The 24,916-nt window shown below is 72.9% G+C and carries 26 protein-coding genes; 15 read left to right on the forward strand and 11 right to left on the reverse strand.

Annotation, left to right across the window (positions count from 1 at the left end):
• Window positions 1-79: 79 nt before the first annotated feature.
• Both ABC270_RS04570 and ABC270_RS04575 read left to right on the forward strand, forming a co-directional pair.
• Window positions 80-1,243 carry a metallophosphoesterase family protein gene (locus tag ABC270_RS04570; RefSeq protein ID WP_412879721.1) on the forward strand — a complete coding sequence of 388 codons (1,164 nt, stop codon included), beginning with the start codon at window positions 80-82 and terminating at the stop codon, window positions 1,241-1,243.
• Window positions 1,243-4,224 (forward strand): AAA family ATPase, encoded by a 2,982-nt coding sequence (locus tag ABC270_RS04575; protein ID WP_412879722.1) that lies wholly within the window; start codon window positions 1,243-1,245, stop codon window positions 4,222-4,224. Before ABC270_RS04570 ends, ABC270_RS04575 begins: the two co-directional genes overlap by 1 nt.
• 90 nt (window positions 4,225-4,314) lie before the next feature.
• Here the strand turns inward: ABC270_RS04575 and ABC270_RS04580 are convergent, their stop codons facing one another.
• Both ABC270_RS04580 and ABC270_RS04585 read right to left on the reverse strand, forming a co-directional pair.
• Entirely contained in the window at window positions 4,315-4,491 is a 177-nt protein-coding gene (locus ABC270_RS04580; protein ID WP_412879723.1) for a hypothetical protein, read from the reverse strand.
• A complete protein-coding gene (locus ABC270_RS04585) occupies window positions 4,488-5,309 on the reverse strand; it encodes a class E sortase (RefSeq protein ID WP_412879724.1) in 822 nt (273 codons plus the stop codon). The genes ABC270_RS04580 and ABC270_RS04585 overlap by 4 nt, the downstream gene beginning before the upstream one ends.
• Before the next feature lie 93 nt (window positions 5,310-5,402).
• On the opposite strand from ABC270_RS04585, the gene ABC270_RS04590 reads away from it, so the two are divergent.
• A complete protein-coding gene (locus ABC270_RS04590) occupies window positions 5,403-5,831 on the forward strand; it encodes a GNAT family acetyltransferase (RefSeq protein WP_412879725.1) in 429 nt (142 codons plus the stop codon).
• Window positions 5,832-5,961: 130 nt separating this feature from the next.
• On the opposite strand, the gene ABC270_RS04595 is transcribed toward ABC270_RS04590, so the two are convergent.
• A complete protein-coding gene (locus tag ABC270_RS04595) occupies window positions 5,962-7,095 on the reverse strand; it encodes a hypothetical protein (protein WP_412879726.1) in 1,134 nt (377 codons plus the stop codon).
• Window positions 7,096-7,131: 36 nt separating this feature from the next.
• On the opposite strand from ABC270_RS04595, the gene ABC270_RS04600 reads away from it, so the two are divergent.
• The 6 genes from ABC270_RS04600 (at window position 7,132) to ABC270_RS04625 (ending at window position 13,427) form a co-directional block, all read left to right on the forward strand.
• Window positions 7,132-8,325, forward strand: a complete 1,194-nt coding sequence (locus ABC270_RS04600) for a CPBP family intramembrane glutamic endopeptidase (RefSeq protein ID WP_412879727.1) — start codon at window positions 7,132-7,134, stop codon at window positions 8,323-8,325.
• A 9-nt stretch (window positions 8,326-8,334) separates the two neighbouring features.
• On the forward strand, window positions 8,335-10,176 hold the full coding sequence (recQ, locus tag ABC270_RS04605) for a DNA helicase RecQ (RefSeq protein WP_412879728.1): 1,842 nt from the start codon (window positions 8,335-8,337) through the stop codon (window positions 10,174-10,176).
• A gap of 96 nt (window positions 10,177-10,272) precedes the next feature.
• Window positions 10,273-11,016, forward strand: a complete 744-nt coding sequence (locus ABC270_RS04610; protein ID WP_412879729.1) for a lysophospholipid acyltransferase family protein — start codon at window positions 10,273-10,275, stop codon at window positions 11,014-11,016.
• Between the two features lie 99 nt (window positions 11,017-11,115).
• Window positions 11,116-11,439, forward strand: a complete 324-nt coding sequence (locus ABC270_RS04615) for a hypothetical protein (RefSeq protein WP_412879730.1) — start codon at window positions 11,116-11,118, stop codon at window positions 11,437-11,439.
• 101 nt (window positions 11,440-11,540) lie between these two features.
• Entirely contained in the window at window positions 11,541-12,506 is a 966-nt protein-coding gene (locus ABC270_RS04620; RefSeq protein ID WP_412879731.1) for a M23 family metallopeptidase, read from the forward strand.
• Window positions 12,507-12,590: 84 nt separating this feature from the next.
• Window positions 12,591-13,427: an NAD(P)-dependent oxidoreductase gene (locus tag ABC270_RS04625; protein ID WP_412882035.1), complete on the forward strand. Its 837-nt coding sequence runs from the start codon at window positions 12,591-12,593 to the stop codon at window positions 13,425-13,427.
• A gap of 85 nt (window positions 13,428-13,512) precedes the next feature.
• Here ABC270_RS04625 and ABC270_RS04630 read toward each other — a convergent pair whose 3' ends face one another.
• Together ABC270_RS04630 and ABC270_RS04635 are read right to left on the reverse strand one after the other, a co-directional pair.
• A complete protein-coding gene (locus ABC270_RS04630) occupies window positions 13,513-13,728 on the reverse strand; it encodes a hypothetical protein (protein ID WP_412879732.1) in 216 nt (71 codons plus the stop codon).
• 9 nt (window positions 13,729-13,737) lie between these two features.
• Complete coding sequence (locus ABC270_RS04635) at window positions 13,738-14,268, reverse strand: MarR family winged helix-turn-helix transcriptional regulator (RefSeq protein WP_412879733.1); 531 nt, start codon at window positions 14,266-14,268, stop codon at window positions 13,738-13,740.
• A gap of 131 nt (window positions 14,269-14,399) precedes the next feature.
• On the opposite strand from ABC270_RS04635, the gene ABC270_RS04640 reads away from it, so the two are divergent.
• On the forward strand, window positions 14,400-15,290 hold the full coding sequence (locus ABC270_RS04640; RefSeq protein WP_412879734.1) for an alpha-E domain-containing protein: 891 nt from the start codon (window positions 14,400-14,402) through the stop codon (window positions 15,288-15,290).
• A 98-nt stretch (window positions 15,291-15,388) separates the two neighbouring features.
• Here ABC270_RS04640 and ABC270_RS04645 read toward each other — a convergent pair whose 3' ends face one another.
• Complete coding sequence (locus ABC270_RS04645; protein WP_412879735.1) at window positions 15,389-16,735, reverse strand: MFS transporter; 1,347 nt, start codon at window positions 16,733-16,735, stop codon at window positions 15,389-15,391.
• Window positions 16,732-17,163 (reverse strand): MarR family winged helix-turn-helix transcriptional regulator, encoded by a 432-nt coding sequence (locus ABC270_RS04650; RefSeq protein WP_412879736.1) that lies wholly within the window; start codon window positions 17,161-17,163, stop codon window positions 16,732-16,734. Before ABC270_RS04650 ends, ABC270_RS04645 begins: the two co-directional genes overlap by 4 nt.
• A 132-nt stretch (window positions 17,164-17,295) precedes the next feature.
• Between ABC270_RS04650 and ABC270_RS04655 the strand changes: the two genes are divergently transcribed.
• Window positions 17,296-18,048, forward strand: coding sequence for an SDR family NAD(P)-dependent oxidoreductase (locus tag ABC270_RS04655; RefSeq protein WP_412879737.1), 753 nt, complete (start codon window positions 17,296-17,298; stop codon window positions 18,046-18,048).
• A gap of 360 nt (window positions 18,049-18,408) precedes the next feature.
• On the opposite strand, the gene ABC270_RS04660 is transcribed toward ABC270_RS04655, so the two are convergent.
• From ABC270_RS04660 to ABC270_RS04670, 3 genes are read right to left on the reverse strand one after another with little or no spacing between them, the layout of a single operon-like run.
• Window positions 18,409-19,359, reverse strand: a complete 951-nt coding sequence (locus ABC270_RS04660) for an acetamidase/formamidase family protein (RefSeq protein WP_412879738.1) — start codon at window positions 19,357-19,359, stop codon at window positions 18,409-18,411.
• A gap of 40 nt (window positions 19,360-19,399) precedes the next feature.
• A complete protein-coding gene (locus tag ABC270_RS04665) occupies window positions 19,400-19,672 on the reverse strand; it encodes a hypothetical protein (protein WP_412879739.1) in 273 nt (90 codons plus the stop codon).
• A gap of 12 nt (window positions 19,673-19,684) precedes the next feature.
• Window positions 19,685-20,821 (reverse strand): inorganic phosphate transporter, encoded by a 1,137-nt coding sequence (locus tag ABC270_RS04670; protein WP_412879740.1) that lies wholly within the window; start codon window positions 20,819-20,821, stop codon window positions 19,685-19,687.
• A 99-nt stretch (window positions 20,822-20,920) separates the two neighbouring features.
• Here ABC270_RS04670 and ABC270_RS04675 point away from each other — a divergent pair, with 99 nt between their 5' ends.
• The 3 genes from ABC270_RS04675 to lplAB all read left to right on the forward strand — a co-directional run bounded on the left by ABC270_RS04675 (window position 20,921) and on the right by lplAB (window position 23,452).
• Window positions 20,921-21,790 carry an alpha/beta hydrolase gene (locus tag ABC270_RS04675; protein ID WP_412879741.1) on the forward strand — a complete coding sequence of 290 codons (870 nt, stop codon included), beginning with the start codon at window positions 20,921-20,923 and terminating at the stop codon, window positions 21,788-21,790.
• 91 nt (window positions 21,791-21,881) lie between these two features.
• Window positions 21,882-22,361, forward strand: coding sequence for a GNAT family N-acetyltransferase (locus ABC270_RS04680; protein ID WP_412879742.1), 480 nt, complete (start codon window positions 21,882-21,884; stop codon window positions 22,359-22,361).
• A gap of 41 nt (window positions 22,362-22,402) precedes the next feature.
• Window positions 22,403-23,452: a lipoate-protein ligase LplAB gene (lplAB, locus tag ABC270_RS04685; protein WP_412879743.1), complete on the forward strand. Its 1,050-nt coding sequence runs from the start codon at window positions 22,403-22,405 to the stop codon at window positions 23,450-23,452.
• Between the two features lie 41 nt (window positions 23,453-23,493).
• Here lplAB and ABC270_RS04690 read toward each other — a convergent pair whose 3' ends face one another.
• Window positions 23,494-24,114, reverse strand: coding sequence for a TetR family transcriptional regulator (locus ABC270_RS04690; RefSeq protein ID WP_412879744.1), 621 nt, complete (start codon window positions 24,112-24,114; stop codon window positions 23,494-23,496).
• An 80-nt stretch (window positions 24,115-24,194) separates the two neighbouring features.
• Here ABC270_RS04690 and ABC270_RS04695 point away from each other — a divergent pair, with 80 nt between their 5' ends.
• Window positions 24,195-24,914, forward strand: coding sequence for a GNAT family N-acetyltransferase (locus ABC270_RS04695; protein WP_412879745.1), 720 nt, complete (start codon window positions 24,195-24,197; stop codon window positions 24,912-24,914).
• Window positions 24,915-24,916 lie beyond the last annotated feature (2 nt).

Here is a 24,916-nt window from a genome sequence, read left to right on the forward strand (position 1 = left end):
CCGGGGGCCCGGGCCGCCGATGCTCCACAGGGGCCGTGGGGTCCCCGGCGATGTCCGTGGGCGGCGCTACCGTGACCGCATGCGGATCCTGCACACCGGCGACTGGCACCTCGGCCGGACCCTCCTGGGCGCGGACCTGCTCGACCACCAGGCCGCCTTCCTCGACCACCTCGTCGACGTCGTCCGCGACCGGTCGGTCGACCTGGTCGTGGTCGCGGGTGACGTCTACGACCGGGCGATCCCACCGATCGAAGCGGTCCGCATGCTGTCCCGAGCGCTCGAACGGCTCGCCGAGCACGCGACCGTCGTGATCACCCCCGGCAACCACGACTCTGCGGCACGACTCGGGTTCGGCGCCGGGGTCATGGATCCCCGCGTCCGGATCATCGCGGAACCCGCCGGCATCGGCACACCTGTGGTCGTGGACGACCCGGACGGCGCCGTCGCCGTCTACGGGATCCCCTACCTGCACCCCGACCTCACCCGGTGGGCGCTCGCCGCGGTCCCGGACGAACCCCTGGCGCGGTCGCACCAGGCCGTCGTCGGCGCCGCCACCGAGCGGATCCGCGCTGATCTCGCGACCCGCCCCGGCACACGGAGCGTCGTCGTGGCGCACGCCTTCGTGGGCGGCGCCGAACCGAGCGACAGCGAGCAGGACATCCGCGTGGGCGGCGTCGACATGGTCGCGCGGTCGACCTTCGACGGGTTCGACTACGTCGCCCTCGGGCACCTGCACGGCCCGCAGCGGGTCGGGGACGGCGATCGGGTCCGCTACGCCGGGTCTCCGCTCGCGTTCTCCTTCGGGGAGCGGCACCAGGCGAAGTCCGTCACCCTCGTGGACCTCGCGGCGGACGGCGCCGTCACGGTCGAACTGCTGCCCACCCCCGTCCCACGACGCCTCGTCGACGTCCGGGCGACCATCGCTGCCATCGAGTCCGGCGTGCACGCGTCCGATGCCGACGCGTGGGTCCGGGTCGCGGTCACCGACACCGTGCACCCCGAGCGGATGTACCAGCGCGTCAAGGACCACCTGCCGCACGCGCTCGCGATCACGCACGAACCCGCCGACGTCGCCGCGCGGCCCGCAGCACGGGCGGTCACGGCGACGTCCGACCCGGTCGAGGTCGCAGCCGACTTCGTCACGTTCGCGACCGGTGTCGTGCCCGACGACGACGACCTCGCGGTCCTCACCGAGGCGTACGAGGCGGCCGCACGGGCCCTGCAGACCGAGGGGGACCGCTGATGTACCTGCACCGCCTGGAACTCCGCGCGATCGGGCCGTACCCGGACACGGTGACGATCGACTTCGCGGCGCTCGCCGCGTCCGGGGTGTTCCTGCTCGAGGGGCCGACGGGATCGGGCAAGTCGACCATCATCGACGCGGTGGTCTTCGCCCTGTACGGCGGGCTCGCCGGGGCCGACGCGAGCAGCGACCGGCTGCACAGCCAGCACGCCGACCCGTCGGTCGAGCCGTACGTCGAGCTCGTCTTCGAGACCGGCGCCGGGGTGTTCCGCGTCCGACGGACCCCGCAGTACGACCGCCCGAAGCAACGCGGGTCCGGCACCGTGAAGCAGCAGGCGTCCGCGCAGCTCCTCCGGCTCGCCGGCCCGGCCGACGCGGTGGGCGAACCCCTGTCCGCGCGCATCCCGGAGGTCGGTGCCGAGATCGCCCGGATCGTGGGACTCGACCGTGCGCAGTTCCTCCAGACGGTGGTGCTGCCGCAGGGCGAGTTCGCCCGGTTCCTCCGCTCCCCCGGTGAAGACCGGCGGAAGCTCCTGCAGTCACTGTTCGGGACACAGGTCTACGACCGCACCGCCGAGGAGCTCGCAGCACGTCGTCGCGCAGTGCTCGCGGAGGTCGAGGGGGCGGACGCCCGGGTCCGGGACGCGCTGGCCCGGTTCGCCCAGGCAGCGGGCGCCGACACCGCCACCGAGCGGGACGTGCCGTCGACGGTCGACTCGCTGCGGGACGCAGCAGACCGTGCCGAGCGCGTCCGGGCCGAGGCCGTCGTCGCGGCCCGCGCAGCTACCGACCGCGAGGACTCGTTGCGGGCCCGCGTGGCCGCGGTGGACCGCCGTCGTGACCTCCTCGCGCGACTTGCCGACCTCGACGCGGGCGCCGAGGCACTCGAAGCCACCCGTACCCGACTCGAGCGGTCGGCCCGTGCAGCCCGGGTGGTGTCCTTCGCGGACAGTCTCGGCGCCGCACGCGACCGCGCCGCTGCCGCCCGTGCCGATGCGGCCACCCTCCGCGAGCGGCACGGCCTCGACCGCGTGCACGACGTCGAGGGCCTCGACGAGCGCCTCCGCACGGCGCTCGGGGCGGAGCGTCACCTGGTCGACGTCGCGCGGCAGGTCGAGAGCCGTACCACCGCGCTCGACGCCGCCCGCCGCGACCTGCTCGCGCTCGACGACCGCGTGGCCGAGCTCGGCCACGCGCTGGCGTCCCGGCCCGAGAGCCGTGCGGAACTCGCCGCTCGGGCGACCGCGGCGTCGGAGACGGCTGCCGGCCGGACGGCTGCCGAGCACGAGGTCGAACGCCTCGTGGCCGTCCGCCGCGACCGAGCGGCGCTCGCCGAGGCCACCCGTCGCCTGAACGCCGCAGAGCAGGCCGTGGTGATCGCGCGCACCGGCGCGGAATCGGCCCTCGCGACCGAACGGGACCTGCGCGACCGCCGCATCGCGGGTCTCGCGGGCGAGCTCGGAGCCGCCCTGCAGGACGGCGCTCCGTGCCCGGTCTGCGGCGCCGTGGAGCACCCCGTCCGGGCGACCCCGAAGGACGACCATCCCACCACCGACGCGATCGATGAGGCTGCGGAGGCCGCCCGTGCTGCCGAAGCCGTCCTCGGCGACGTCGCTGCCGACCTCCGCGTCGCGCAGGCCGAACACCGACGGCTCACCGTGGCCGTCGGCGACCTCGACGACGGCGACCTCGCGGCGGCGTTCGACCACGCGGCAGCCGCCGTGACGGCCGCGCAGGACGCCGCTCGGGCAGCCGACGCCCTCGGACGCGAACTGGCCGCGTTCGACGAGGCCACGCGCGCGAGCGAACGCGCCCGGAACGACGCCCAGACCCGTCGTGCCGTGCTGGCCACCGCCGTCGAGGCCGACGCCGACCGGCTGCGTGAGGACACCGCGGCGATCAGCGCCGCGGTTGAGCGCCTGACCGCGCTCCCGGTGCCCGGGATCGACGGCAGCACCGGTCTCGGTCAGGCGGTCAGGGTGATCGAGGCGCACGTGGCGGTGCTCGGCGCCGTGGCGCGAGCCGACGCCGCGGTGGAACAGGACGACCGGGTGGTGGCCGACCGCACCGTCGAGGTCGACGCCGCGCTCGAGGAGCACGGCTTCGACGAGGTCTCCTCGGCGCGTGCGGCGCTCCTGGACGACGCCGCGGAACGCGAGCTCCGGCGCGCCGTCGACGACGCGATCGCGGCACGGGGCGCCGTCGAGGCCGGGCTCGCCGAACCGGCTGTGCAGGCAGCGGCCTCCGACGTCGACTCCGAGTTCGACCTCGCGGGCGCGGCAGCGGAGCGGGAGCGGGCTGCCGGCCTGCTCGACGAGGCGACCCGTGCCGCGGTGACCGCCACCGATCGCTCGACCGCGGTGCAGCGCTGCGCCGCCGAGCTCGCCGACGCGGTGCGTGCGCGTGACGACACCAGCGCACGCAGCCGCGCGGTGGTCCGACTCGCGGACGTCGCGAACGGGGCCACGGCCGCCAACCCGTCCGGGATCACCCTGGGCACCTACGTGCTCATGCGCCGCTTCGAGGACGTCGTCGCGGCGGCGAACGACAGGCTCCGCGGCATGCTCGCCGGCCGGTTCACCCTCGAGACGTCCGACGAGCGCGAGTCCGGGTCACGCGCCCGACGGACCGGGCTGGCGCTCGCGGTGCACGACCACACGACCGACACCGTCCGCGATCCGCGCAGTCTGTCCGGTGGCGAGACCTTCACGGTGTCGCTGTGCCTCGCGCTCGGGCTCGCGGACGTCGTCCAGGCCGAGGCCGGCGGCGTCTCACTCGGCACCCTCTTCGTCGACGAGGGCTTCGGCACGCTCGACCCGGAGGCGCTCGACGGTGTGCTCGTGCAACTGTCACGGCTGACGGCGGGTGGCCGTCAGGTCGGGATCGTCAGCCACGTCGAGGAGCTCAAGCAGCGGATCCCCGAACGGATCGCGGTGCGGCGGACGACGGGTGGCGGTTCGCGCGTGACGACGACGGTCTGAACCTCGCCGCCGCTGCCGCCTCGGCTGCCGCCGCCGCTGCCGCTTCGGCTGCCGCCGCCGCTGTCGCTACGGCTGCCGCCGCCGCTGTCGCTACGGCGACGGAGTCGAGTCGATCGTGCCGTCCGGTGGCGGCAGGATGTCCGCTGCGACCCAGGGGAAGACCCAGGTGAACAACACGAACACGATCGCCGCGAGGAGGACGAGCAGCTCGACCACCTTCAGTGCGGTCGGTCCGGGCAGGAGTCGCCAGACGAGCGGGAAGATCACTTGGCGAGCTCCTTCGGGGTGCCCTCGGACACGGGCATCCAGTAGTCGAGCTTGGCGTGCACGATGTAGCGTTCCGCGGCGGACCACATCGGGTGGCAGGCGGTGAGTGTCAGCCAACGGTCGTCCGCCGTCGGCTCGACCCCGGGCTCGTTCGGCACGGGTGCGATCGTCTCGACCTTGTCCGGCGTGACGATCTGGTGGTCGGTCACCTTGTAGACGTACCAGACGTCGAACTTCGTCGCCTTGTCGGTCACCCGGACGACGACCGCGTCGCCGTCCTGGAGCTCGGCGATCTGGTTGAGCGGCTTGCCGTACGTCACCCGGTGTCCGGCGACGGCGAAGTTTCCCTCGGCTCCGGGCATCGCGGTGTCCTGGTAGTGCCCGAGCCCGATGGTGTTGAGGACCTTCTCACGGTCGGTGCCCTCGCCGATCGGTCGGTCGTAGTCGGCGCCGAACCGGGGGATCTGCATCGTGCCGAACACGTCCTCGACGTCCTTCGGCTCGGCGAGGACCGGAGCAGGGCCGCGGTGCTCGGTCCCCGTGCCCTTCTGCGGTTCGGTCTGGCCGAGCCCGTCGACGAGCTTCGTCTGACCCTGGACCGCGACCACGTCCGTCCACCAGGCGGTCCACACCACGTAGAGTCCGGTGCCCGCGCCGGCGATGATGAGCAGCTCGGCGATGAGCGAGACGATCGCGCCACCGACGCCCTGACGACCGCGCGGCGCCCGGCCGCGCGATGCGCGACGTCGTGGCGCCCGACGGTCGTCGTCGCCCGTGTCGTCGCCCGATCGCGACGGGAGGGTGTCGTGCGCGGTCACGGTGCTCCTGATCCTGGGGTGGTCGGACAGTTGTACCATCCCATGCCGACGCCCGGGTGACGTCGTTCTCCACAGGACCGTTACCGTGTGGAGATGCAGCACGAGATCCGCGCCTTCGCCCGCCCGGACACCGAGGCGGTCGTCGCGCTCTGGGAAGCGTGCGGGCTCGTCCGGCCGTGGAACGACCCGCGTCGTGACATCGAGCGCAAGCTGACGGTGCAGCCCGAGCTGTTCCTCGTCGCCGTCGACGCGGACGGCCTCGTGGTCGGTGCCGGCATGGCGGGGTTCGACGGGCACCGGGGCTGGGTGAACTACCTCGCTGTGCGGCCCGACCTGCAGGGTTCCGGGCTCGGGACGGCCTTCATGCGGGAGTTCGAGCAGCGCCTGGCCGCGATGGGCTGCCCGAAGCTCAACCTCCAGGTGCGCGCGGGCAACGAGCAGGTGCTCGGCTTCTACAAGTCGCTCGGGTACGAGCCCGACCGCACGGTGTCCCTCGGCAAGCGCCTCATCCCCGACGCCTGACGCCCGCCCCGCCGTCCGTCCCGGACGCTCCCCCGAGACTCGGCTCCGCGGACGTTCGGCACGCGGATCCGCCGCGGAACCGTCCGCCGATCCGAGACTCGGGGGGCGCCGAGCCGCCGTCCCGCGCGGATCACACCAGCGCGAGTCCCACCGATGCCGTGAACGCCAGGAGGATGCCCACCAGCTGCAGGAGCGTCAGCCGTTCCCGGAGCACCACCCCGGCGAGCACCACCGTGCCGATCGGGTAGAGCGCGTTGAGCACGCTCATGACCGGCAGGGTCAGCGGGTCGTCGCTCGAGTGGAGGCCCGCCTGGATGAACACGTTCGCGAGGGCATCGAGCACACCGCACGCCACGACCGCGGCGACGAACGGACAGGACCAGCGCGTCCGCCTCGCGGCGGCGGCAGACCCGGAGGGCGTGACGGACGGGACGACGTGATCCGTGCCTCCAGGCCGGACCACCCGATCGGCGGATCCGGCGGATCCGGCGGGCCCGGCGGAACCGGCCGTCCCGTCCGGACCGGCGGACCCGGCGGGCGCGGCGGGCCCGGCGGAACCGGCCGTCCCGTCCGGACCGGCGGACCCGGCGGGCGCGGCGGACCCGGCGGAACCGGCCGTCCCGTCCGGACCGGCGGGACCCGGCAGCCGGGCCGAGCCGGCGCGCCCGGCCCGCACGACCACGACCGCCGCCGCCGCCGCTCCCAGCACCACCACCTGGAGCGCCCTCGCCACCAGCAGCGGCGCGACCCCGGAGTCCGCCGGCGTCATGTCGTACGCCAGCACGATCCCCCCGAACCCGCACCCCGCCACCGCTGCCGCGGCCACCCCGCGCACCGTGAGCCGCGCGCCGGAGCCGTCCCGCACGGACGCGACGAGCACCACGGCGACCACCGCCACCACGAGCATGACGACGGCGAGCGGCGACAGGGCCGTCCCCCTGGTCACCGAGACGACCACGGGGACGGACGCGGCGAACACCGCCGTGACGGGCGACAGCACGCTCATCGGGCCGATCGCGAGGGCCGCGTAGAGCAGCAGCACGGCGACCGCCCCCGCCCCGCCACCCACCAGTCCCCACACGACGGCGCGCGACGAGAATGACCCGCCGACCACGACCAGCCCGACCAGCAGCGGCACGATCCCCACGGCGGCGGCCACCGCGGTGACGACGACCGGCCGGACCCGTCGCGAGGCCAGGCCCCCGAGGAAGTCGGCGAACCCGTAGACGAGGGCACCGGAGAGGCCGAGGACGACGGTGAGCACGGCTCCCATCCTGCCCGCCCTTGTACCCTGCACCGCGTGAGTGTTCCCTACCAGCGCCTGACCCGCATCGATGCCCGGTGGCGGTGGTGGCGGCCGCTCGTGGCGCTGGCGGTCCTCGCGGGGTGGTACCTCGTCTCGCAGGTCCTCATCGTCATCGCGTACACGATCCCGGTGGGCGCCGCGGGCGGGGCCGAGGGGCTCGTGGACTTCGAGCAGAAGCTCGCGAGCGGCGCGCTCGACCCGACCGATCCACTGACGCTGTCGGTCTCGCTCGTGTCCCTCGTGGTGCTCCTGCCCGGGATCGTCCTCGCCGTGCGGATCGCGCGGCTCGGCCGCGGTGTGCTGTCGTCCGTGCGGTTCCGGGTCCGCTGGGGGTGGACGGCCTGGTGCGTCGTCCCGACCCTCGTCATCGCGGCGATCATGTTCGTGTTGCAGGCGCTCTACCCGTTCGGCGACGGCATGATCACGGGCGACGGCTGGAACCACGCGGCCATCGGGCAGTCGACGGTGACGCTCTCGACGCTCGTGCTGACGCTCGTCCTCGTCGTCGCGCTGGTGCCGTTCCAGGCCGCGGCGGAGGAGTACGTGTTCCGCGGGTTCCTCATGCAGACGATCGCCTCGTGGATCCCGCGGCGGGTCGGCACGGTCCTCGCCGTCGCGGTCTCGACCGTGGTGTTCGCGTCGCTGCACATCCCGAACGGCTACAACGTCTGGGGGATCCTCGACGTCGGCTCGTTCGGCCTCATCGCGGCGATCATCGTGCTCCGGACCGGCGGACTCGAGGCCACGGTCCTCCAGCACGCGTTCAACAACATCATGATCTTCGTGCTGCAGGCGCAGGGCTGGTCGCGGATCGACCTGCAGTCCCAGGACGCCAACGGCACGGTCGGTGGGTGGCTGGTCAGCCTCGGCACCTCCCTCGCGTACTGGGGGATGGTCGAGTTCCTCGCGAAGTGGCGCCGGCTGGACCGCCGCTCCGCCGGCCACGAGGCACCCCGCTTCCGTGGTCCGGTCCCGGCGTGGGCGGGCGGACCCCGGTGGACCGAGCCGGGAGGCACTGGCTGGGACGGAACACCGGCCCACGCCGCGGGGACGGCCGGGTCGGCGGCGGGGGCCGTCCGCGTGGGCGGCGCGGGGCCGGTGGACGACGCTGGCCCGGTGGATGGTGCAGGGCCTGTGGACGGCGCCGGTCCTGTGGACACGACCACTGGTGTCGCCGGCCGCTCGTAGGCTGGAGACATGAGCACGACGGCCACGACCTCCCCGTCGCGGTCCGCCGCGCTCGACGTCCTGCACCGGGTGTGGGGCTACGACGACTTCCGCGGACAGCAGGCCGCCATCATCGACCAGGTCGTCTCCGGCGGCGATGCGCTCGTGCTCATGCCGACGGGTGGCGGCAAGTCGCTGTGCTACCAGGTCCCGGCCCTGGTGCGCGACGGCATCGGCGTCGTGGTGTCGCCCCTCATCGCCCTCATGCAGGACCAGGTCGACGCCCTCGCCGCGAACGGCGTGCGTGCCGCGTTCCTCAACTCGACCCAGGGTCCGGACGAGCGGGCCCGCGTGGAGCAGGCGGTCGTGTCGGGGCAGGTCGACATGCTCTACCTCGCGCCCGAGCGGCTCCGGCTCGAGAACACCCGTGCCCTGCTCGACCGCGCCCGCATCGCCCTGTTCGCCATCGACGAGGCACACTGCGTCGCCCAGTGGGGTCACGACTTCCGCCCGGACTACCTCGAGCTGAGCGTGCTGCACGAGCGATGGCCCGCCGTGCCCCGGATCGCGCTGACCGCCACGGCGACGCCGCAGACCCACCGCGAGATCTCCGCGCGGCTCGGCCTCGACGACGCCGCACACTTCGTCGCCGACTTCGACCGGCCGAACATCCAGTACCGCATCGAACCGAAGACCGGCGCGCTGCAGCAGCTCCTCACCTTCATCCGGACCGAGCACAGCGGCGACGCCGGCATCGTGTACTGCCTGTCCCGCAACTCCGTCGAGCGCACCGCTGCGGCCCTCGCCGAACAGGGCATCCCGGCGCTCCCGTACCACGCGGGCCTCGACGCCCGGGTGCGGGAGCGCAACCAGGCGACGTTCCTGCGCGAGGACGGCGTCGTCATGGTGGCGACGATCGCGTTCGGCATGGGCATCGACAAGCCCGACGTCCGGTTCGTCGCCCACCTCGACCTCCCGAAGTCGGTCGAGGGCTACTACCAGGAGACCGGGCGTGCGGGCCGTGACGGTCTGCCGTCGACCGCGTGGCTCGCGTACGGCCTGAACGACGTCGTGCAGCAGCGGCGGATGATCGACCAGTCCGAGGGTGACGCTGTGCACCGTCGGCAGCTGAGCGCACACCTCGACGCCATGCTGGCCCTCTGCGAGACGATCGAGTGCCGTCGGGTGCGCCTGCTCGCCTACTTCGGGCAGGAGAGCACGGCGTGCGGCAACTGCGACACGTGCATCGCGCCGCCGGAGTCGTGGGACGGCACCGTGCCCGCGCAGAAGCTCCTGTCGACCGTGGTCCGTCTCGAGCGCGAGCGCGGCCAGCGGTACGGCGTCGCGCACCTCGTGGACATCCTCGTCGGCAAGCACTCGCCGCGCGTCCAGGAGCTCCGGCACGACTCCCTCGCGACCTTCGGCATCGGCAACGACCTGTCCGAGGGGGAGTGGCGCGCCGTCGCTCGGCAGCTGCTCGCGCAGGGGTACATGGCCGTCTCCGGCGACGGCTACGGCACGATCGTGCTGAGTTCCACCAGCGCCGACGTCCTCGCTGGACGGGTCGTCGTGCGGATGCGCCGCGATCCGGTGCGGGCACCGCGCGCGGGTCGTTCGCGGCGCACCGTCGTGACGGACATGCCGCAGGAGGCCCTGGGGCTGTTCGAAGCCCTGCGAGCGTGGCGAGCCGAGCAGGCACGCGAACAGGGCGTCCCGGCGTACGTGGTGTTCAACGACGCGACCCTCCGCGGGATCGCCGCCGTGAAACCGGCCGACGTCGATGCGCTCGGTGAGATCTCGGGGGTCGGATCGGCGAAGCTCGAGCGGTACGGCCGAGCCGTGCTCGACGTCGTCGCAGCAGCCGGCGACTGACCGGTCCCCGCACACTCCGGCAGTACGTGCCGCCTGCGGCATGTGTCCGGGACCGTCCTCACTACACTCGGAACCTCCCGTCACGAGGAGGCCCGGGTGTCCGGTTCGACCAAGTTCGCCACCGTTCTCAGCCGCGCGGTGGTCACGCCGCTCGCGCGCGCACTGTGGCGTCCGCGGATCGTCGGACGACGGAACGTCCCCCGACACGGCGCCGTGATCCTGGCGAGCAACCACCGGTCGTTCGTCGATTCCCCGGCGATCACGCTCATGGCCCCGCGGAAGGTGTCGTTCCTCGCCAAGCAGGAGTACTTCACCGGGACGGGTGTGAAGGGCGCGGCCTCGCGGGCGTTCTTCAGCGGGATCGGTGCGATCGGCGTCGAGCGTGGAGCGGGGTCGGCGGCGCAGCACGCCCTCGACCTCGGCCTCGAACGGCTCGAGGCGGGGGAGGCGTTCGCGATCTACCCCGAGGGCACCCGCTCGCTCGACGGACGCCTGTACAAGGGCCGGACGGGCGTGGCCTGGCTCGCGCTGACGAGTGGAGCGCCCGTCGTCCCGGTCGCGCTGAGCGGCACCGAGGACGTGCAGCCCGTGGGGTCGAGGTTCCCGCGCCTCGCGAAGGTGACGATCGAGTTCGGGAAGCCCCTCGACCTGTCGTCCTTCGGCGACGCGTCGTCCGGACGGGCGCGACGCCACGCGACCGACGCCGTGATGGCGGCGATCCAGGAACTCAGTGGGCAGCAGCCGGCGAACGCGTACAACAACCCGCCCGCCACGATCGTCGAACGCGTCAAGCAGGCACTCCGTCGAGACGACCCCACCGCAGCGGTCGAACCGGAGTGAGTATTGCGCATGTGAAATACTGATGCTGCAATAGGGGTGTGCCGTCGGCACCCGGGCGGACCGAACCGCCCGTCCCGCCCCGACCGGAAGGCAGGCAGCATGTCCTCCACGCCCCTCTTCGACTCCGTCGCCCGCTCGCGTGAGCGGGCCGCCGCACCGTCGCGGGTCCACGCGCCGGTTCCGACGTCTCCCATGTCCGCCCCGCTCGGCGCTCGCTCCTCGTCCGCCGTCCCCTCCGCGCTCGTCGCTGCGATCGACGACATCCCCCAGCGCGTCGTGGCGGGCATCCGCAACGAGCACCGTGTGGCGCCGGAGCAGCTCGTCCTGGTCGAGGCCGTCGCCGACGCGATCACCCGCGCGGTCGTCGACGCCGTCGTGACCGAGGTCGACCGCATCGCTCGCAACGGCGTCGTCAGCGCCTGAGGCCCGTCGTGACCGACACGACCGACCAGCCCCCGCTCCCGACTCGGCGTCAGCTACGAGCGGCTGAGCGTGGGCGGGGCACCCAGACCACCGGGGCGGCGGTGTCCCCTCCTGCCGCCCCGGTGCCGACCGTCGACGCCTCGATCGCGGTCTGCGCGACCGAGCTCCCGAACCGACGCAGCACGCGCGCTGCCGAGCACACGGTCTGCACGGCCGAGCTCCCGAACCGACGCAGCACGCGCGCTGCCGAGCACGCGCTCTCCACGACCGAGCTCCCGACTCGACGCAGCGTCCGCGCTGCCGAGGGCGCTTCCCGGCGGCGCCCCTCCGTGCGCGACGTCACGGCTGCTGTCGCAGGTGCGCTGACCGGCGCGATCACGGTTCCCCTCCGTGCGCTCGGCGGCGTCGTGCCGACCACGCGCGTGGTCCCGCTCACCGCGACGACCGTCGCCGCTTGCCTCGTCGTCTCGGTCGCGTCGCCGCAGTCCGCGACGGCGTCGACGCCGCAGGTCGCCACGCCCGCCGTCACGCTCGCCGGGCAGCAGTACGTCGCGCCTGCCGCCGTCGCCGCCGCGATCGCGCGGGACGCCTTCGCCGTCGGCACAGCGGCCCCGGCGTCCGCACCCCGAGCCGCGCGTCCGGCCGCGCGATCCTCGGCGCCGAGCATCGTCCGTCCCGTCTCCGGGGTGATCCCGACGGCCGGCGGATTCGGGGCTCGTCAGGTCGCCGGGTGCGGAGCGTGCTCGACCGACCACCGGGGCCTCGACTTCGCCGCTCCGCACGGGACTTCGGTCGTGGCGGTCATGTCCGGGCGCATCATCGCGGCAGGCGTCCTCGGCGGGTACGGCAACCAGGTCCTCGTCCAGCACGGTGACGGCACGCGGACCCGGTACGCCCACCTCTCCCGGATCGACGTCGTCGTGGGGCAGGCGGTCGGTGTCGGGCAGCGGATCGGCGCCGTGGGCAGCACCGGCGTCTCCACCGGGGCGCACCTCCACTTCGAGGTCGTCGTCGGTGGCGCCACGGTCGATCCCACGCCGTGGCTGTCCGCCCGCGGCGTGCTCTGACGGCGCGTTCCGACCACGGCGGCGTAGCGTCGGAGCGGTCGTGGCAGGGTGCCGCGGAGGACGGAGGCGCTCGTGCGCGTGTCGGTGTTGGGAACGGGTGCGATGGGTGCCGGGGTCGCGGGGTCGCTCCTGCGCGCCGGGCACGAGGTCACGGTCTGGAACCGGACGCGTGACCGGGCGGAACCCCTCGCGTCGCAGGGGGCGACCGTCGCGGGTACCCCCGCCGAGGCCGTCGAGCACGCCGAGGTCGTGCTCCTGACCCTGTTCGACACCGACGCGGTGGTGGACGTCCTGGAGCAGGCCGCCGGGGACGCCCCCGAGGGTGCGGTGTGGGTCCAGGCGTCGACGATCGGCACGGACGGCACCGGGACGGTCGTGCAGCTCGCGCAGAAGTACGGCGTGACGCTCGTCGAGGCGATGATGCTCGGGACGAAGGCGCCGGCGGAGCAGGGAAAGCTCACGCTCCTCGCCGCCGGACCGTCGGACGTGCTCGACGGCCTGACCCCGGTGTTCGACGCGATCGCGGTGAAGACCGTGCGAGCGGGTGACCAGGTGGGTCAGGGCACGGCGCTGAAGCTCGCGGCCAACGCGTGGATCGCCTCGATCACCGCGGCGACGGGACAGTCCCTCGCGATCGCGAGGGCGCTCGACCTCGACCCCGCGCTGTTCCTCGAGGCCATCGACGGCAGCGCCAGTGACTCCCCGTACGCCCACACGAAGGGTGAGTCGATGATCCGCGGCGAGTTCCCCGCGCAGTTCGCGCTCGACGGGTTGCGGAAGGACATCGGCCTCATCACGGACGCCGCTCGGGGTGCCGGCGTGTCGACGGTGCTGCTCGATGCGCTCGGTCGGGTCTACGCGGACGCGAGCACGGCCGGCCACGGCGACGACGACATCGCAGCGGTCGGCACGGCCTTCTGACCGACGCGCGATCGCCCCCGCGCGCGCAACCGGACCGGCGGAGACGCGCGGTCGCCCCGGTGCCACACCGGCACCCCGGCGCCACTCAGTGTCGCCGAAGCCACCGCCGCACCGCGCCCGCGAGTCGTCCGACGGCTTCGTCGTTCATCGTGTTCGCGAGGTCGAAGGCCTCGCGCGTGGGGTCCGACCCCGCGCGGATCCGACGGAGCGCGGCGTCCGCACGAGCCCGGGCGTCGAGTTCGGCCAGCGGCATGTCGTCCTCGGGGTCGTGCCCCTCGGTGCCCCGGTCCGCGCGCGTCATGCGGCGAGGCTACGCGACGGCGACGTCGTCCGACTGGGTGTCCTCAGGATCGATGTGGTCGACGACGCGGGTCATGTCGTCGAGGAACGACACGATGACCCGGAGGTCGGCCTCGCTCAGCGACGAGGCGACGGTGGCGCCGCTCTCGTCGAGTTGGTCGAGCACCCGGAACGCCTGACGCATCGAATCGCCGGAAGCGGTCAGGAACACCCCGCGACGATCGTGCGGGTCGGGGTGTCGCTCCACGTGTCCACTGCGGACCAGGCGCTCCACGAGTGCGGACGTCGACGCAGCGGTGATGCCGAGTTCCTCGGCGAGCTGCTTGGAGTTGACGCGCCGTCCGGACTGCTCGGCGTCGATGAGCACGCGGAGCGCGACGAGGGCGTTCTCCCCGACGCCGAGCGCTTCACGGGCCCGACGCTGTGCGGCGTTCTCAGCCGTGCGGTACCGACGGAGGGCGTTCAGCACGTCGACCGCGTCGACCCTCGAGCGATCGTCGTACCAGTACCCCGCCGAGTTGGTGACTTCCTCGGTGGACATACCACAATGCTAGACGCTCTAGTTAGGTTGTCTAGCGAGTGCGCGTCGAACGGCCACGCAACACCGGTGACCCGTGCCCGAAACACTCCGGCAACGACCGCTCAGTAGGTTCGCCGCATGCGGGTGCGGACGTGCTGAGCCATCTCGCCGGGAGCGTGTTCCGCCTCGGTGCCGCCGTCGAGCACACCGATGCCGTCGCCCGGCTCCTGGACGTCTACGTCGCCCGGCGACACCCGTCGATCGCGCCACCGGTCCAGGCGACCTCCGCTGCGCTCCGCGAGGTCGTCGGTGCCGCCGTCCGGCGCGACGCGGACCTCGCGGTCACCCTCGACGCCCTGGCGCTCGACCGCCACGAGCCGGCCTCGATCGCGAGTGCGATCGCGGTCGCGCGGGACAGCGCGCGCCGGGCCCGCGAGGTCGTCTCGACCGAGCTCTGGGACTGCCTGGACGTGACACGCTCCCGGATGCCGCGCAAGGTCGGCGGGGACCGTGCGCACGACTTCCTCACCTGGGCGAAGGAGCGCAGCGCCCTCGCGGTCGGGGTGGTCGACGGGGACGCGAGTCGCGACGAGGTGTGGGCGTTCTTCACCCTCGGTCGGTCGCTCACCCGGTGCCGGACGACCGCGGCGCTGCTCGGTTCCGAGCTGCTCGACCCCGACTCCGCTGAGTCGTGGTCGGACGCGCTGCGCGGGTGCGGCGCCCGTGAAGCGTTCCACCGCGGTGCCCACCACGAGGTCGAGCCCGCCGAGGCCGCCGCGTTCCTGCTCCTCGACACGAACAGCCCCCGTGCGCTCGGGTTCCTCGCCCACCGCGCGGCCGACGGACTCGCCGGAGTCGCTCCGGCGTGCGTGGCCGAGCAGGTCGCGGGGTTCCGCCGTGCGGTCGCGGCGCTCGACGCGGTCGCGCCCGAGGACGCGCTGGCCGCGCTGCCCGGGGTGACGACGCACCTCGTGGTCGCCGCAGCGGCGGTCGACACGGCGCTCGAGGAGCGCGTCTTCCAGGTGGTCGCCCCCGTCACGTGACCCGCCCGGCCGGGCGCGCCAGGGACGGCCGGGAGGCACGTGGCGGCGCCGCACCGTGCCTCCAGACCGACAGGCGGTCGAGTGCGCGACGCGGCTCGTCAGACCCCGCTGGACCGGTTCGCGACCGCCTCGTCGCGCGAGAGGTCCTGTCGCAGGGCGGCGCGCGCCGCCCGTGGGCTGACGACCGGGACGGCGTGCGTGACCGCGAGGTGCAGGCGGGAGTCGGCGTCGTACCGGAGCCGGAAGCGCTCGAAGCGGACGAGCCAGACCACCGCGATCGCGAGGGCGACGAACCCGGAGGCCGCACCGACCCCGATGGCCCACCGCGGCCCGGCGGCGTCGGCGATCGCGCCGACGATGGGTGCGCCGATCGGGGTGCCGCCCGCGAAGATCGCCATGTACAGCGCCATCACCCGGCCGCGCATGGCCGGCGCCGTGGTGGTCTGGACGAGGGCGTTCGCGGTCGTCATGAACGTGAGCGAGGCGAGCCCGACGAACACGAGGACGACCGCGAAGCTCCAGTACGTCGGCGCGAAGGCAGCGGCCGTGCAGGCGATGCCGAAGCCGGCCGACGCGACGACGAGCGTGCGCATCCGGGGGCGGTCCCGCCGTGCCGACAGGAGGGCACCGAGGACCGAGCCGATGGCCATGACCGAGTTGAGCAGGCCGAACTCGCCGGCGCCGCGGTGGAACTCGATCCTCGCCATCGTCGAGGTGAAGATCGGGAAGTTCACGCCGAACGTCCCCACGACGAAGATCATGCACAGCACCACGATGATGTCCGGCCGTGTCCGCACGTACCGGAAACCGGCGGCGATCTGGCCCTTGCCGCGCTTCGCCCGGGGTCGGTCGGCGAGCTGTGCCGGGTCGACGAACCGCAGTGCGAGGAGCACCGCCAGGAACGACGCCGCGTTGATGACGAAGACCCATCCCGAACCGATCGCCGCGATGAGCACACCGGCGACCGCGGGGCCGATGAGCCGAGCGGCGTTGAACGACGCGGAGTTGAGCGCCACGGCGTTCGACACGTGCTCGCCCTGCACCACGTCGGAGACGAAGGTCTGCCGGATCGGGGTGTCGAACGCGGCGACGATGCCGAGCGCGAGTGCGAAGCCGTAGAGCGAGAGCAGGGTCGCGGTGTGGGTGAGCACCATCACGCCGAGACCGAGGCCGAGCGCACCCATCAGCCCCTGCGTGAGCATGAGCATCTTCCGACGGTCGAACCGGTCGGCGACGAGCCCCGTGACCGGCAGCAGGAGCAGCTGCGGTCCGAACTGGAGCGCCATCGTGATCCCGACGGCGACCGCGTCGTTGTCCGAGAGCTGCGTGAGGACGATCCAGTCCTGCGCGGTGCGTTGCATCCAGGTGCCGACGTTCGACACGAGGGCACCGGCGAACCAGATGCGGTAGTTGCGTCCCGACAGGGACCGGAACATGGCCGTCACTGCTGTGCGAGCCTCCTCATGATCTCGGTGGCGTCGGCGAGCGTCTGGCGCTCCGCCGGCGTGAGGGTGGTGAGCCGCGGGCTGAGCCAGCCGTCGCGACGCCGTCGGGTCTCCTCGACGAAGGCCGCGCCGGCGTCGGTGGTGCCGATGAGCACCTTGCGTCGGTCGTCGCCGTGCAGACGCTTCGACACGAGCCCGCGCTCCATCAGGACGGCGACGGTCTTCGTCATCGATGGCGGGGTCACGCCGTCCTGCCGGCTGAGGTCGGCGAGGGTCATGGCTCCGTCGCGGTGCAGTCGAGCGAGGGCGGAGAACTGTGCGTCCGTGACCGTCTGGTCGGCCTTCTGGTTGCGCAGGGTCCGCGAGAGCCGGTTCACCGCGATGCGGAGGTCGGTCGCGAGCGACGTACGGGCAGCGGTTGCGGGCATGATCGTTAGCCTACCAAATTAGTTCAGTGAACGAATCGGTTTCGCGTGCGGCGGACGGGGAATGGACCCCGCGGGTGTACCGTTCGAATTGTGGGCAACAGGTGTTGCTCAACTGAACGGAAGAAGGAGCACATGTCCGAGTTCGAGGGCAAGGTCGCCGTCGTCACCGGTGGCGGCAGTGGCATCGGTGCGGCGATCGCGAAGGAGCTCGCCCGCGCGGGCGCGAGCGTCGTCGTCACCGACATCAAGCAGGACGCCGCACAGCGCGTCGTGGGTGAGATCGAGGCCGCCGGCGGGACCGCGAGCGCGTTCGAGGCGAACTCCGCGCTGGCCGGCGACAACGAGCGCATGGTGCAGTTCGCCGTCGACACGTACGGCGCGCTCCACCTCGCGGTGAACAACGCCGGCATCGGTGCCGCCCCGCAGTCGATCGGCGAGTACGACGTGGACGCGTGGGACCGCGTGCGATCGGTCGACCTCGACGGTGTCTTCTACGGGCTCCGCTACGAGATCCCCGCGATGCTCGCGGCCGGCGGTGGCGCGATCGTGAACATGTCGTCGGTGCTCGGCTCCGTCGGCATCGCCCAGAACGCCGCGTACGTCGCCTCGAAGCACGCGCTCGTCGGGCTCACCAAGGTCGCCGCGCTCGAGTACACCGCACAGGGCGTCCGCACGAACGCGGTCGGTCCGGGCTTCATCGACACCCCGCTCGTCCGCTCGTCGCTCTCGGCCGACGCGCTGTCGGCGCTCGAGCAGGAGCACGCCGCAGGACGGCTCGGCACCGACGCCGAGGTCGCGGCGCTCGTGCTCTTCCTGCTGAGCGACAAGGCGTCGTTCATCAGCGGCAGCTACCACCTGGTGGACGGCGGCTACAGCGCCCACTGACCTGAGCGTGCCCGGTGTCTCCGGGCGTGCCTGGTCTGCTCGGGCGTGCCTGGTGTTTCCGGGGCATACCTGGTGTTTCCGGGGTGTACCTGGTCAGAACGGGTGTACCTGGTCTCCCCGGGGGTGTACCTGGTCTCCCCGGGCGAACCTGGTCAGAACGGGTGTACCTGGTCAGAAGGGGCGTACCTGGTCGTCACGTTCGACCAGGTACGCCCGTTCTCACATCCGATAGCGGCCGCTCTGGGAAGGAACGGGCGGACGGGAGGCACGCCTCACGTGACCGACGCCGGTCGCGCGAGGCGTGCCTCCCGTCCGTCCGCATCGCACCGCGTCGCGGCGCTCGCCCCGCACCGCGGCGCGTCAGCGCGCCACCGTGCGCGCATCGCGACTGATCGCCCCCTCGGGGAGCAGGGCGTGCACGCCCCAGGTGCGGTTCGCGACCTGGGTGACGCGCATGCTCACGGCGACGCTCGCCATCGCGAGGGCCTCGGCGCGGCCGATGGCGAACAGCCCGGCGATCCAGTCCACCATCGCGTCGAGCGCGGTCGTCGTCGCGGTGTTGAGGTCCGCGTCGAAGCCGAACGTGATCCGTCCGGCCGGGCTGTCCGCGTGGATGCCGGCGACCGGGGCCTCGTCGAGCAGGGACAGGGTCACCGTGGTGGTCATCCCGCACTCGATCGCCGTCCCGGACACCTCGCCGTCCCCCTGCGCCGCGTGACCGTCACCGACCCAGAGCAGGGCGTCCGGCACGGTCACGGGCAGGAACAGCGTCGACCCGGCGACGAGCTCCCGGCAGTCGACGTTGCCGCCGCCGACCGGTCGCGGGGGGATCGTCGAGTGCTCGCCGGTCGGTTCCGGGGGCAGGCCGACGACCCCGAGGAACGGTGCCGTCCGGACCGCGAGTCCGAGCTGGTTGACCGCCCGACCAGCGGCAGCGTCGATCTCCCACAGGAGCGGGCCGCGGGATGCCGGGTCCGCCAGACCGAGGGCTCGGTTGACGGGCGTGTCGGCGCCGCCTGAACCGGTGTAGCCCCAGTCGTCCGGCACGAGGTCGTCGAAGTGCACGGCGAGGACCTGACCGGGACGGGCGCCGGCCACCGCGATGGGCCCCACGAGGCAGTGGCCGCGTCGGGACGGCAGGAGCGTCGGGACCTCGGCTCCCGGCTCGGGCTGGCGCTCGGTGTAGCCGGCGGCACTGAGCGTCCGGACCGTGACGGAGTCACCGGGATCCACGCGCAGGACGGCCGGGAGCGCCGCGTCGAACACGTCGACAGCGGTGGCCGGCGTGGGGTCGAGCCGATGAGTGGTCACCCGGTGATCCTCGCACCAGCCCGGCCCCGGCGGGCAGTGCTCAGCTGTGGAACTGTGGGATGGTCAGCCAGATCCCGAACAGCACCGCCGCGCCGCACAGCGCGAAGCAGGTCCACGCGCCGACCAGTGCGGACCGGGGTGTGTGTCCGGACCGCGGGGTCTCCTCGGCGTACTGCGTGCGCTCACCGGCGGTGTCGACCGGTTGTCCGGTGCCGAGCAGGCGCAGTCCGAGCGTGTAGAGCAGCACCACGCCGACCGCGGCGACGAAGCCCACCCACGCGACCGTCCAGATCGCTGCGAAGTCGATGTCCATCTCGTCCTCCGGTCAGGCCGCGACCGGCTGCTGCGCCGGCTGCTCGTCGTTGACGTTGTCGCGCGTCACCGGCCCACGCCGCGCGAGGAAGAAGAAGCCGAGCCCGGCCGCGAGGGCGAGCACCGCGACGAGCACGAGCCCGATCGTCGAGGTCGCCGCCACCGCCGTCGCGAGGGCACCCACCACGGCCGCCGCCGGCAGTGTGATCACCCAGGCGACGACGATCCGGCCGACGACCGACCAGTGCACGTCCGCGAGCTTCTTGCCGAGGCCCGACCCGATCACCGAGCCGCTCGTGACGTGCGTGGTCGACAGGGCGAACCCGAGGTGCGACGACACCAGGATCGTCGCCGCCGAGCTCGCCTCCGCCGCGAAGCCCTGCGGGGACTGCACGTCCGAGATCCGCTTGCCGACCGTCCGCATGATCCGCCAGCCGCCCGTGTACGTGCCGAGGCCGATCGCGAGCCCGCACGCCAGGATCACCCAGAGCGCCGGTCCGCTGCCGGACGGCTGGTAGTTCGCGGCGATGAGGGTCAGCGTGATGACACCCATCGTCTTCTGTGCGTCGTTCGTGCCGTGCGCGAGCGAGACGAGCGACGCGGAGATCGTCTGCCCGTGCCGGAACCCGGTCGCGGCGCCGTGCGTCGTGGCGTTCTTCGTGAGGGAGTACGCCAGGTACGTCGCGACGAGGGCGATCAGCCCCGCGATCACCGGGGAGAGCAGCGCCGGGAGCACGACCTTCGACACGACCGTGGCCCAGTCGACCGAGTTCAGTCCGGCGCCGATGATCGACGCGCCGATGAGCCCGCCGAACAGGGCGTGCGTGGACGACGACGGCAGGCCGAAGTACCACGTGGCGAGGTTCCACAGCACGGCGCCGACGAGTCCCGCGAAGATCATCACGGGGGAGATGTGGATGCCGTCCTGGCCCTCACGGATGATGCCCTGCGAGACGGTCTTGGCGACCTCGGTGGAGAGGAACGCGCCGACCACGTTGAGGACGGCGGAGATGAGCACGGCGGTCCGGGGCTTCAGTGCACCCGTGGCGACCGAGGTGGCCATGGCGTTCGCGGTGTCGTGGAACCCGTTCGTGAAGTCGAACACGAGGGCCACCACGATCACCAGCACGACGGTGACGAGGACGTCCATGCGCGCCAACGGTAGGCCCGCTCGGAGCCCGCTGCGTGAACACCGGGTGAACACGCCACGGAACCCGTGCGGCGCCCAGACGTCTGCGAGGATGCGAGGGTGCCGACCTTCTCCGCAGCCCGAGGGGACTCCTCCTTCACCGACGCGCACGGCGTCGAGATCGTCTACTCGACCTGGCGTGCCGGCAAGCCGAAGGGCGTCGTGCAGATCGCGCACGGCGTCGGCGAGCACTCGCTGCGCTACGAGCCGCTCGCGCAGGACCTCGTCCGCGCCGGGTGGACGGTCGTCGCCAACGACCACCGCGGACACGGCCGGACCGGCCTCGCGCAGTGGGACGGCGACCACACGAAGCTCGGTCGGCTCGGCCCCGGGGGCCTGCGGGCAGCGATCGTGGCGGTCGAGCAGCTCAGCGCCCTCGCCCGCGAGGACACACCGGGCGTCCCGCTCGTCCTGCTCGGCCACTCCTGGGGGTCGCTCATGGCGCAGCGGATCGTCAACACGTCGAGCGCGCTGTACGACGGTGTCGTGCTCTCCGCGACCGCGTACCGACTGCCGGGGTGGATGAACAGCGGCGACCTCAACGCAAGGTTCGCCGGCGCCGGACCGACCAAGTACGAGTGGATCAGTCGAGACCGGGCGGTCATCGAGGCGATCGGCAAGGACCCGCTCGCGGTCGAGGTCGACGTCATCCGGCTCTTCGGGCTCCCGGACACCCTGCGGCTGCTCGGCGTGCCGCGGCGGGGGATCCCGCACGACCTCCCGATGCTCCTGCAGGTCGGGTCCGACGACACCCTCGGCGGCCCGCGGTCCGTCGAGCGCCTGGCCCGGGCCTACCGGACGCGCGGGCGGCTGTCGGACGTCGAGGTGCGGGTGTACGACGGCGCCCGGCACGAGGTCTACAACGAGACGAACCGCGACGAGGTCGTGGGGGACCTCGTCGCGTGGCTGGAGCGCGCGGTCGCGCGCTGAGCGCCGGCGGCGGGGTGGACGCGAGGACAGGACGGACTGGAGGCGCGGGGCGGGCCCGCCCCGCGCCTCCAGGCCGAGAGGGGGGACGACGATGACCGGGCGGCACGCTGACGTGGTGGTGACGGTCCTCGACGCGGCGGCGACGGTGGCGCTCGAGCGACGCGAGCCGCCCGGGCGGCGGTACGCACGATGGGCGGCAGCCGCCCAGGACCGCGGCGAATTGACCGTCCTCGTCGCCTGGGCCGGCACGGAGCCGGTCGGGTCGGGGGAGGTCACGGCGGGCGACGAGCCGGAGCTGCGGAACCTCCGGGTCGAGCCGGACCACGGCGGGCGCGGTGTCGGATCGGCCCTCATCGCCGCGGCCGAACACCTCGCGACGCCGTCCGGGGTGCTCCGCATCGGCGTCGCGCTGGACAACCCGGACGCACGCCGCCCGTACGAGCGGGCCGGGTACGTCGCGACGGGCGAGGTCGAGGAGTACGACTACACGTACGTGGACGACGACGGTCGGCAGGTGGCCGCGCACGAGGCCTCGGTGTCCCTCGCGAAGGACCTCCGTCGCGGGCTCTGACCGATCCGCCGGCCGGAGCGCGCGGGCGTAGGCTCGTGCCCGTGCACGGTGAGTACAAGGTCCCAGGCGGGAAGCTCGTCGTCGTCGACCTCGAGGTCGTCGACGGATCGATCCAGGAGTTCCGGCTCGCCGGTGACTTCTTCCTCGAACCAGACGACGCGCTGCCACTGATCGACGCCGCCGTGAACGGTCTGCCGTCGACGACCGACGCCGCCGGGATCGCCGCAGCCGTCCGCGGTGCGCTGCCCGAGGGGGCGCAGCTGCTCGGCTTCACGCCCGAGTCCGTCGGCGTCGCCGTCCGCCGAGCCCTCTCGCGTGCGTCCTCGTGGCAGGACTACGACTGGGAGGTCATCCACGAGGGGCCGATCTCCCCGAACGAGCACCTCGCGCTCGACCAGGTCCTCACCGAGGAGGTCGGGGCCGGCCGCCGTGGCCCGACGCTCCGCATCTGGGAGTGGGACGAGTCCGCGGTGGTCATCGGGTCGTTCCAGTCGCTCAAGAACGAGGTCGACCCGGACGGCGCGGCGAGGTACGGCGTGCAGGTCGTCCGACGCATCTCCGGCGGCGGCGCGATGTTCATGGAGGCGGGCGCGATCATCTCGTACTCGCTCTACGTGCCCGCCGACCTCGTGCAGGGCATGACCTTCGCCGACTCGTACGCCTACCTCGACGAGTGGGTGATCGAGGCGCTGAAGTCGCTCGGCATCGATGCGTACTACCAGCCGCTCAACGACATCACCTCCGCGAAGGGCAAGATCGGCGGGGCTGCGCAGAAGCGCCTCGGCACCGGTGCCGTGCTGCACCACGCCACGATGAGCTACGACATGGACGGCCAGAAGATGGTCGAGGTGCTGCGGATCGGTCGCGAGAAGATGAGCGACAAGGGCACGACCTCGGCGGCGAAGCGCGTCGACCCGCTGCGCTCGCAGACCGGCCTGCCGCGGGCCGAGGTCATCGAGCGGCTGATCGGCACGTTCACGAAGCTGTACGGTGCGCACGAGGGGCACGTGACCGAGGCCGAGCGGCAGCGGGCGCAGGAGCTCATCGCGACGAAGTTCGCGACGAAGGAGTGGCTCGAGCGGGTGCCGTGACCTGATCGCGTCGCCGCGGGAACGCTGCTGCGCGGCGCTGATCAGGGTGCGGTGCTGAGCGCGTGAGCGAGGCCCCGAACCAGGAGCGCGCGCGAGCGATCTGTCGCAGTGCCGTCGGGGTCGCTCGCCGACGACCGGGTCAGGCCGTCCACGACGGCGATGACAGCATCGGCCGCCACCGGCGTCGGCACCGCCAAGACGACGCCGTGTCCCGTCGTCCAGTGCTGCAGCGCTGCGTCGACCGCGTCGCGCCAGAGTCCGCGCTCCGCCTCGACGAGGGGGCCGTCGCCGGCGGAGCTCGGTCCGCTGCTGCTCAGGGCCTCGAGCAGGCGGAAGCGCTCGGGCTCGCGCCGGACCAGCTCGAGCCACGCCGCCACCGCCGCGTCGAGCGCGGAGGCGAGGTCGTCGTGTGCGTCGGCAGCTCCGAGCACCCGGGGGAGCGATGCGCGGGCCTGGCGTTCGAGCAGTGCGACGACGAGGTGCTTCCGGGCACCGAACACGTAGTGCACCACGCCGTGGGCGACCCCCGCACGCGCCGCGACGGCACGCGTGGTCAGCCCGGCGAGACCGTCGTCGCGGACGACGAGGGCCGCGGCGTCGAGCAGCTCCTCACGCCGGTCCGCACGACTGCGGTACCCGCGCGTGCCCTCGTCCTCCGTCATCACAGGAAGCGTACGGCGCGTGCGCAGGGTTGTGCTCGACGATGAACTTGGCCAGATGGCCGAATCGTGGAGGAGTCACCATGGAGATCGTCGTCCGAGCCGCTGCGGAGCACGAGGTGCAGGCCGCCGCGACCGTCCTGGCCGAGGCCTTCGCCGAGGACCCCGTGCTCGCCGAGATCCGACCCGCGCGCGTCGGCGAGGACCGGGTGGCGGTGCTCGGTCGGCTGTTCGCCGCGTTGATCCGCGCGGTGCCGTCGCAGGGGCGCGCCGTCGACGTCGCGGTCGCTGGTGACCGGGTGGTCGGTGCCGGGTTCTGGCAGGTACCGCTCCCGCACCGTGGCGGGGTCCGGGCGTTCGTGCGGCAGGTGCCGGAGCTCGTCCGGGTGCTCGGGATCGCTGGCGGGCTCCGCGCGCTCGCCCACCTGCGCCGCATGGAGCGGGCCCGTCCGGACGCGCCGCACTGGTACCTCGCCGAGATCGGCGTGTCGGGGTCCGCGCGCGGTCAGGGCGTCGGCGGGCGGCTCCTCGAGCACGCCCTCGACCGGGTGGACCGAGGACGGCAGGGCTCGTACCTGGAGTCGTCGACACCGCACAACCGACGGCTCTACCGGCGACACGGGTTCGCCGAGGGGGCGCCGCTCACCGGGTTCGCGTCCGCAGCGCCCGTGTCGATGTGGCGTCCGGCGGCCGACGACGGGGTCGGCGGCCCGGGAGGGGGGAACCGGGCCGCCGCCACCCCAGTCTCGGCGTCCTCCCCAAGAACGACGTGTGTGGATCAGGAGAATCCCCCGCGCGGCTGATG

The organism is Curtobacterium phoenicis (assembly GCF_047238015.1).
Taxonomy (GTDB): domain Bacteria; phylum Actinomycetota; class Actinomycetes; order Actinomycetales; family Microbacteriaceae; genus Curtobacterium.